Origin of the sequence: Psychrobacter sp. (genome assembly GCF_036731945.1) — a bacterium.
GTDB lineage: Bacteria > Pseudomonadota > Gammaproteobacteria > Pseudomonadales > Moraxellaceae > Psychrobacter.
On sequence record NZ_DAINDI010000057.1, the window covers coordinates 12,023 to 18,931 of the forward strand.

The 6,909-nt window shown below is 43.7% G+C and carries 5 protein-coding genes and 1 pseudogene; 5 read left to right on the forward strand and 1 reads right to left on the reverse strand.

Annotated elements, in window-relative coordinates; all coding sequences use genetic code 11:
• Together V7D75_RS11210 and V7D75_RS11215 are read left to right on the forward strand one after the other, a co-directional pair.
• A pseudogene (locus V7D75_RS11210) lies at positions 1 to 173 on the forward strand (aspartate aminotransferase family protein); the annotation flags it as partial.
• Positions 174 to 439: 266 nt separating this feature from the next.
• Positions 440 to 2,170 (forward strand): AMP-binding protein, encoded by a 1,731-nt coding sequence (locus tag V7D75_RS11215; protein WP_333614622.1) that lies wholly within the window; start codon positions 440 to 442, stop codon positions 2,168 to 2,170.
• Between the two features lie 99 nt (positions 2,171 to 2,269).
• Here V7D75_RS11215 and V7D75_RS11220 read toward each other — a convergent pair whose 3' ends face one another.
• On the reverse strand, positions 2,270 to 2,695 hold the full coding sequence (locus V7D75_RS11220) for a DUF962 domain-containing protein (protein ID WP_333614623.1): 426 nt from the start codon (positions 2,693 to 2,695) through the stop codon (positions 2,270 to 2,272).
• Positions 2,696 to 3,129: 434 nt separating this feature from the next.
• On the opposite strand from V7D75_RS11220, the gene ppx reads away from it, so the two are divergent.
• The 3 genes from ppx to tilS form a co-directional block, all read left to right on the forward strand.
• Complete coding sequence (gene ppx, locus V7D75_RS11225) at positions 3,130 to 4,671, forward strand: exopolyphosphatase (protein ID WP_333614624.1); 1,542 nt, start codon at positions 3,130 to 3,132, stop codon at positions 4,669 to 4,671.
• Between the two features lie 265 nt (positions 4,672 to 4,936).
• A complete protein-coding gene (locus tag V7D75_RS11230; RefSeq protein ID WP_333614625.1) occupies positions 4,937 to 5,740 on the forward strand; it encodes an acetyl-CoA carboxylase carboxyltransferase subunit alpha in 804 nt (267 codons plus the stop codon).
• Between the two features lie 175 nt (positions 5,741 to 5,915).
• Positions 5,916 to 6,909: tRNA lysidine(34) synthetase TilS (tilS, locus tag V7D75_RS11235; RefSeq protein ID WP_333614626.1), on the forward strand; the 994-nt coding region annotated here is incomplete at its 3' end.

Sequence of the window (6,909 nt, forward strand, 5' to 3'; positions counted from 1 at the left end):
AATGCGACATGGAGGTGTTTAATACCTTTTTCCATGGCATGCTAGAGCGCGGTATTTATCTTGCGCCATCTGCCTATGAAGCAGGCTTTATGTCAATCAAGCATAGTGAGGCAGACATTGAAGCGTCTATTAACGCCGCTGATGAGATTTTTGCAGAAATGGCAAAAGCGTAATTCATTTGGTTAAAATTACTTGTCTAAAATTTAAAGTTTAATGTTCTTTAGAGTTTATAGGTACAACAAAAAAACCAGCAAGATTATCGTGCTGGTTTTTTTGTGCCTGCGTATTAATAAAACGAATTCTTAATAAATGGTGGAAGTTATTCAGGCTTGAAAATAATCTATAACCTAAAAGTATCCTTGTTCTAGAACCTATAATACAACGACTAAGTTGTGCTATTCTGAGAGCACCAATCACGTTTTAGCAAGGATGCAATTTGATGGATAATAGCTTTGAAAATAATGCGCCAAGTAGCCGTGTTCCGCCATTATGGCAGCGAGCTTACGAGCAATATGGCTTAGAAAATAATTTGGATGTGTTAATCGGAAAGGACAACCTGCTCGATTTATTGCAACCAAGAATTGATCAGAACAGTAGCGCTATTGCTTTTAGCATGGGCGCTGCCACCTTAACTTTTGCTCAGTTAGATGTTGCAAGTCGCCGCTTTGCTGCTTTTTTACAAGCACAAAACATTCAAAAGGGCGACCGTGTTGCGGTGCAATTGCCAAATATATTGCAATATGCGGTGGTGCTGCTTGGTAGTCTGCGCGCAGGGGTAGTATTGGTAAATGTCAATCCGATGTATACCCAGTATGAATTGGCGCATCAGTTGACAGACTCTCAAGCGTGTGGATTGGTGATTGTCGATGGTATGTCGGCAGCTTTCGATAAATTGGATGATGAGGTTAAAGCGCAACTGTCTTTAGTCGTACATTGCTCTATTAATCCGAGTGCTGAGTTTGTCGATAATGATATTGCTGTGCTTAACAATATTCATCGTTCAACCGAAAATGACGTTGAAAATGAGCTTACAGTTGCAAAATCTCATCAAGAACGTTATGTCAGTTTTGCTCATATTATGCAAACGTATTATGCAGATCAGTTTCAGTCACCGACCATCACGCGCGAAGACTTGGCGTTACTCCAGTATACGGGCGGCACAACGGGTAAGCCAAAAGGTGCGATGCTCACGCACTACAATTTGATGGCTAATATTTGCCAGTGTTATGCCATGTTTGGCAGCGTTGTCGAAGCAGGTCGCAGCGAGCAAATCAAGATACTTAACCCTTTACCGCTCTATCATATTTTCTCCTTCACGGTTTGTGGTTTACTGGGTATGTATGGCGGCTGGGAAGATATATTGATCACCAATCCGCGCGATATCGATGGCTTAGTAAATAGCATTGAACAACATCAGCCGCATGTGATTCCTTCGGTCAATACGTTATTTAACGGCATGCTCCATCATCCAAAGTTTACCGAGCTTGATTTTAGTCGGCTGGCACTATCTATCGGTGGCGGCACCGCGATTATCAAAGCGGTATCTGACCGATGGCAGCGCGCTACAGGCATGATTATTAATGAGGGTTATGGCATGTCAGAAACGTCGCCGGTTATCTCTTTTAATCCACCGGGCATAGATAGCTTTAATGGCAGCGTCGGATTACCTTTAGCCATGATGGATATCAAAATCATTGATGAGCAAGGAGCTGCCTGCGCTGTTGGCGAGCCCGGCGAAGTGTGTATTAAAGGGCCACAAGTGATGCAGGGTTATTGGGGTTTGGATAATACAGAGACCTTTACCGATGATGGGTATTTTAAGTCCGGTGACATCGGCATGTTAGATGAAAATGGCTTTTTGACATTGATTGATCGTAAAAAAGATATGATTTTGGTTTCGGGTTTCAATGTATATCCAAATGAAGTGGAAGCGGCGCTAACGGAGCATCCTAAAGTGCTCGAGGTGGCTGTCGTTGGCATTGAAGATGCGCACAGTGGCGAAGTGCCAAAAGCGTTTGTGGTTAAAAAAGATCCAAGCTTAACGGCTGAGGAATTGGCGGCGTTTGCCAAAGAGCGTTTGACCGGTTATAAGCGTCCGCAAGCTTACGATTTTATTGATGAGTTACCAAAAACCGCTGTAGGTAAAATACTTCGTAAGTCTTTACGCTAAATAGCTGCTAAGTAATAGATTTTTGATAACAACATAAAAAACTGGGCTAGCGTCTTAAACTGGCCCAGTTTTTATTTTGTCTGTTTATTATCAATAAATTTAACGCGCTTTATCGAACTTACGGTCTTTTAAACTTAAATTACCACGTAGCACATCGGTGAACATACGAATATCGCCAGCAAAACTTTGTAATGGGTATTTAAAAGTAGCCGGTTTGTTTTTCTCAAAGAAAAAATGCCCGACCCACGCGCAAGCATATCCTGCGGCAATACCTTTAAGCAGCGGTTTGGCTGAGCGATTTTTGACAGACTTTGCTAAGCCTAATAAGCCAAAGCTACTACCCGCGAAGTGCAAACGGCGGCACGCCATGTTTTGATGTTCATTTAAATAAAAGTCATAAAATTTATGTTTGGCTGGGTCTGCTACATTGATAAGCTTGCCATTACTTTGTTTATTAATATGAGTATCGGTATTTTCAGTTTGTGCAGCTTTGGTTTGTGACGTTTGGCTAGTAGTTTGATTCATGACCTTGCTTCCTTGCAAATGAGTTGTTTTAAATCATCAATGAGTTATGAATGCTCAATCGCAAAATTCAAGGCTGCTTTATGTAATGAGCTTATATAACCAATGTTTATAATATAAGTAAGTGCCTGTTATCTATTACAATATACCGGCTAATTATGAGATTCTAACGCATTTTTAATGTAGCAAACCGATTGTATTAAAACAAGCGTTAGAGACTGACTTTAAGGTTCTGGTTTAATCACTGTTTAGCCAGTATTTAATCGAGTTTTCTTAGATATTTGAATGTTTTTGCAAGCTGTGTTTAGCGATGGTAGCCGCTGACTTGCCAGCGTTTGGCATAAATGCTTTAATGGCAAAACTTGCTCATATTCTTTATTTTAAAAGCTTTAAGGCTTTTAAATACCCCTTTATCTAATACGGTAACAATCTCGCTTATGCCCAAAGACTACCTAAAAAATCCACCACTTGCTGAAGATGAAATGATGGCCGCTATTGATATCGGCTCCAACAGTTTTCATCTGGCGATTGCGCGTCTCGACCACGGTGAAGTGCGAAAAGTAGTGTCTATGTCTGAAAAGGTGCAGCTCGCTGCCGGACTCGATGAGAATAATATCTTGGGTGCGGCGGCTGAAAAGCGCGGTCTTGAATGCTTAAGCCGCTTTGTGGCGCGTTTGGATTCGGTGCCGCCCGAGCGTATTCGCGTGGTAGCGACCAACGCTTTACGCCAAGCAAAAAACGCCAATGACTTTATCAGCCGTGCCAATAAAATCCTGCCCAAACCGATTGAGATTATCGCTGGACGTGAAGAGGCGCGTTTGATTTATTTGGGCGTTTCGCATACCAATGCCAGTAGCGATAAGCGTTTGGTTATTGATATTGGGGGCGGTTCGACAGAGTTTATCATCGGTCAAGAGTTCGATCCGTTATTGACCGAAAGCTTACAAATGGGCTGTGTTGCCTTTACCCAAAAGTATTTTGCGGACGGTCTGATTACCAAAGAAGCCTTTAATAATGCCATCTCAGCGGCGCGCAAAGAAGTGCTGGCGATTAATGGCCGTTACCAAAAAACCGGCTGGAGTAGTGTGGTTGGCTCAAGTGGGACGATTAAAGCGGTGCGCAACGTCCTTGTGTCAAAAGGCTGGGCAGATGAACAAGAACGCATCACCTATAAAGGCGTGAAAAAGTTAGAAAAATTATTGCTTAAAATTGGCAACGTCGATGACATTGAATTAGAAGGCGTCAAAGAACATCGTAAAGCGGTTTTCCCAGCGGGCGTTGCGGTATTGCGAGCGGTGATGAAAGTGCTCGGCATTGAGACCATGGTGTATTCAGATGGCGCGCTACGTGAAGGCGTCATGTACGACATGCTCGGACGTTTTGCTAGTGAGGATGTGCGTGACCGCAGTGTGCTTGCGCTGATTAAACGCTACTCTGGCGATAAAAAACAAGCCAAACAAGTGGTCAAAACCAGCCGCAGTTTATTTGAGCAAGTCAAAGAAAAGCTTGGACTTAGTACAGAAGATGGCGATTTGCTCAGACGAGCAGCGTCATTACATGAAATCGGTTTAGCAATTGCGCATAGCGGCTATCATAAGCACAGTGCTTATTTGGTTGAATACTCGGATATTCCAGGGTTTTCGCAGGTCGATCAAAAACGCATGGCGCAGCTGATGCTCAATCATCGCCGTAAGCTCAAAGCCGATATGTTAGAGCAGGCTTGTATAATCGGTGGCGATTCGCTGGTTTATCTGTGTTTGCTGCTACGTTTAGCGGTGCTCGCGCATCATAGCCGTAGCGAGCATGAATTACCAAAACTGGGTTTAAAAGTGATTGATAATAACCGCTGGCAAATCACCGTTGGCGAAAGTAGTGAGCACTATACTTTCTTATTATCAGATTTGCATACGGAGATTGAGCAGTTTGCTAAATGGGGCGTAAAACTAAGCGTCGTTGATGGCAGTGTAATTGAGGCATAAGCGCTGATTGCTCATACTGTTTCTTAATGTCGACTCTTAGTACTGATTCTTAATGCGAAGCCGTTACTATTATAATAATGGCGCTACGGATTAACGTAACAAAAGCGGCGTTGTCAGTAATGCCATGCGATTTAAGATGTGCTACTATAGCTTCTATTGAGTTTACAACTGTACTTTCATTGTTTGAGAGTCGATAACAGTATTAACCAACACAGCCATTATTAACCATCACCATATTATATAGAATTATGAAAGGGAAGCGTCTATGAGTACCGTCTGGGATAGCGTTCAGCTTGCACGGCATGCCAAACGTCCATTATTTATGGACTATGTCAATCAGCTGTTTACCGAATTTGATGAGTTGCATGGCGACCGTGCTTATGCAGATGACAAGGCTATCCTTGGCGGTCTTGCGCGCCTAGACGGCCAGCCTGTAATGGTGATTGGTCAGCATCGTGGTCGTAGTACGCGCGAGCGTATCGCTCATAATTTTGGCATGGCAAACCCCGAGGGTTATCGCAAAGTCATTCGTTTGGTCAAAATGGCTGAGCGCTTTAATATTCCGGTGATGACCTTTGTCGATACCCAAGGTGCTTACCCCGGAATCGGTGCTGAAGAGCGCGGCCAAGCGCAAGCCATTGCTGAAAGTATCGCCGTATTCTCTAGCCTTAAAGTACCTGTTATCGTCACCATTATTGGTGAAGGCGGCTCAGGTGGCGCATTGGCGATTGGCGTTGGCGACAAAGTAAATATGCTGCAAAACAGTATTTACTCAGTCATTTCACCTGAAGGCTGTGCGTCTATCCTGTGGAAAACGGCTGAAAAAGCCCAAGATGCTAGTGAAGCGTTAAAGTTAAATGCCATTAACCTTTATCAAATGGGTTTAATTGACGCAGTTATCGACGAAGGCGAGGGCGCCCATCTTCAACCGCAACCTGTGATGACGGCGCTAAAAGCATTAATCGTTGAGCAATTAGATGAGCTGAAAGACATGGATGCGGATAAGCGCTGTGAGCTGCGTTATGAGAAATTAAAATCCTTTAACTCAGAAGTGATGTTGCCTTGCTAAGCATTTATATGAAAGTATATTGCTAGGTTACTTAAACTTAGCTTTTAACGATATCGCTTTGCGCTTAATGTTAAAATAAAGACGTGTCATTTTATGGCGCGTTTTTTTGTGCCGGCTTGTTTATGCTTTAATTGATTGATACGTAAATAAAACCACTCAGTAAATAAGAACGATTATGACCAGTAGCGCAATCCTTCCACACTCCCTTGAGCCAGTTGCAGAACTGCCTATCGATGCTGTTCTAGCAGAGGCATTGTTAAAAAGTCTAGCTGAATATGGCGAGCAACTACATGGTCGCCGAGTTTGGCTGGCCTGTAGTGGCGGGCGTGATTCGTTGGCATTGGCAGCACTTTGCGTACAGCTTTATCGCCAAGGTAAACTGCCATTTTTGCCGCAATTGCTGCATGTAAATCATGGTCTGCAAGCGGCTAGTGGCGCTTGGGCGCAGCACGTTGCTAATTGGGCGAAGACACAAAATATACCTTGTCGAATTTTAAAGGCGCAAGTCAATGGTCGAGATGAGCAAGCGGCGCGGCAAGCTCGTTATGATGTGATGCGCGCGCAACTTAATCAAAATGATGTTTTATTATTAGCCCATCATGCCGATGACCAAGCGGAAACGGTTTTAATGCGTCTGATTCAAGGTGCTGGCGTAAACGGCTTATCAGGTATGCAGCCGTGGCGTGTACAGACAAAGGACGCACATCGTATCGCATTATGGCGACCGTGGCTGACTATCAAACGCGCTACTATCAGCGCCTATGCTCAGCGTTTAAAGCTGCCTTATATCGATGACCCAACCAATGATGCTGGTGATAATGTCCGTAGCGGCTTACGTCGAGATATCATGCCAGTATTGGCGAGCTATAACTCCAATGTTATTGATAATATCGCTCGTAGCGCGCAGTTACTAAGTGATGCGCAATTAATAGTTAATGCCCAAGCAATCGAGGATTTACAGCAGACAGAGATTGCATCATTACAGCTGCCACCTGCCCAGCGCGTGCTAAATATAGATAAATTGCAAAAACTACCGATTTATCGTCAGCGCCAATTATTGCACCATTGGCTTACTCAAGATGAGCCATTACCGCCCGCCAAACAGCTCGTTGATGATGTGTTAGGCCTAAGCCAACGTGATGATAATGACCATCAAACGGCGCTGTTTT

What these genes read in the sequence shown, in the direction of transcription:
- V7D75_RS11215 (WP_333614622.1), top strand. Translation starts at nt 440, where the DNA reads ATGGATAATAGCTTTGAAAATAATGCGCCAAGTAGCCGTGTTCCGCCA.
- V7D75_RS11220 (WP_333614623.1), bottom strand. Translation starts at nt 2,695, where the DNA reads ATGAATCAAACTACTAGCCAAACGTCACAAACCAAAGCTGCACAAACT.
- ppx (WP_333614624.1), top strand. Translation starts at nt 3,130, where the DNA reads ATGCCCAAAGACTACCTAAAAAATCCACCACTTGCTGAAGATGAAATG.
- V7D75_RS11230 (WP_333614625.1), top strand. Translation starts at nt 4,937, where the DNA reads ATGAGTACCGTCTGGGATAGCGTTCAGCTTGCACGGCATGCCAAACGT.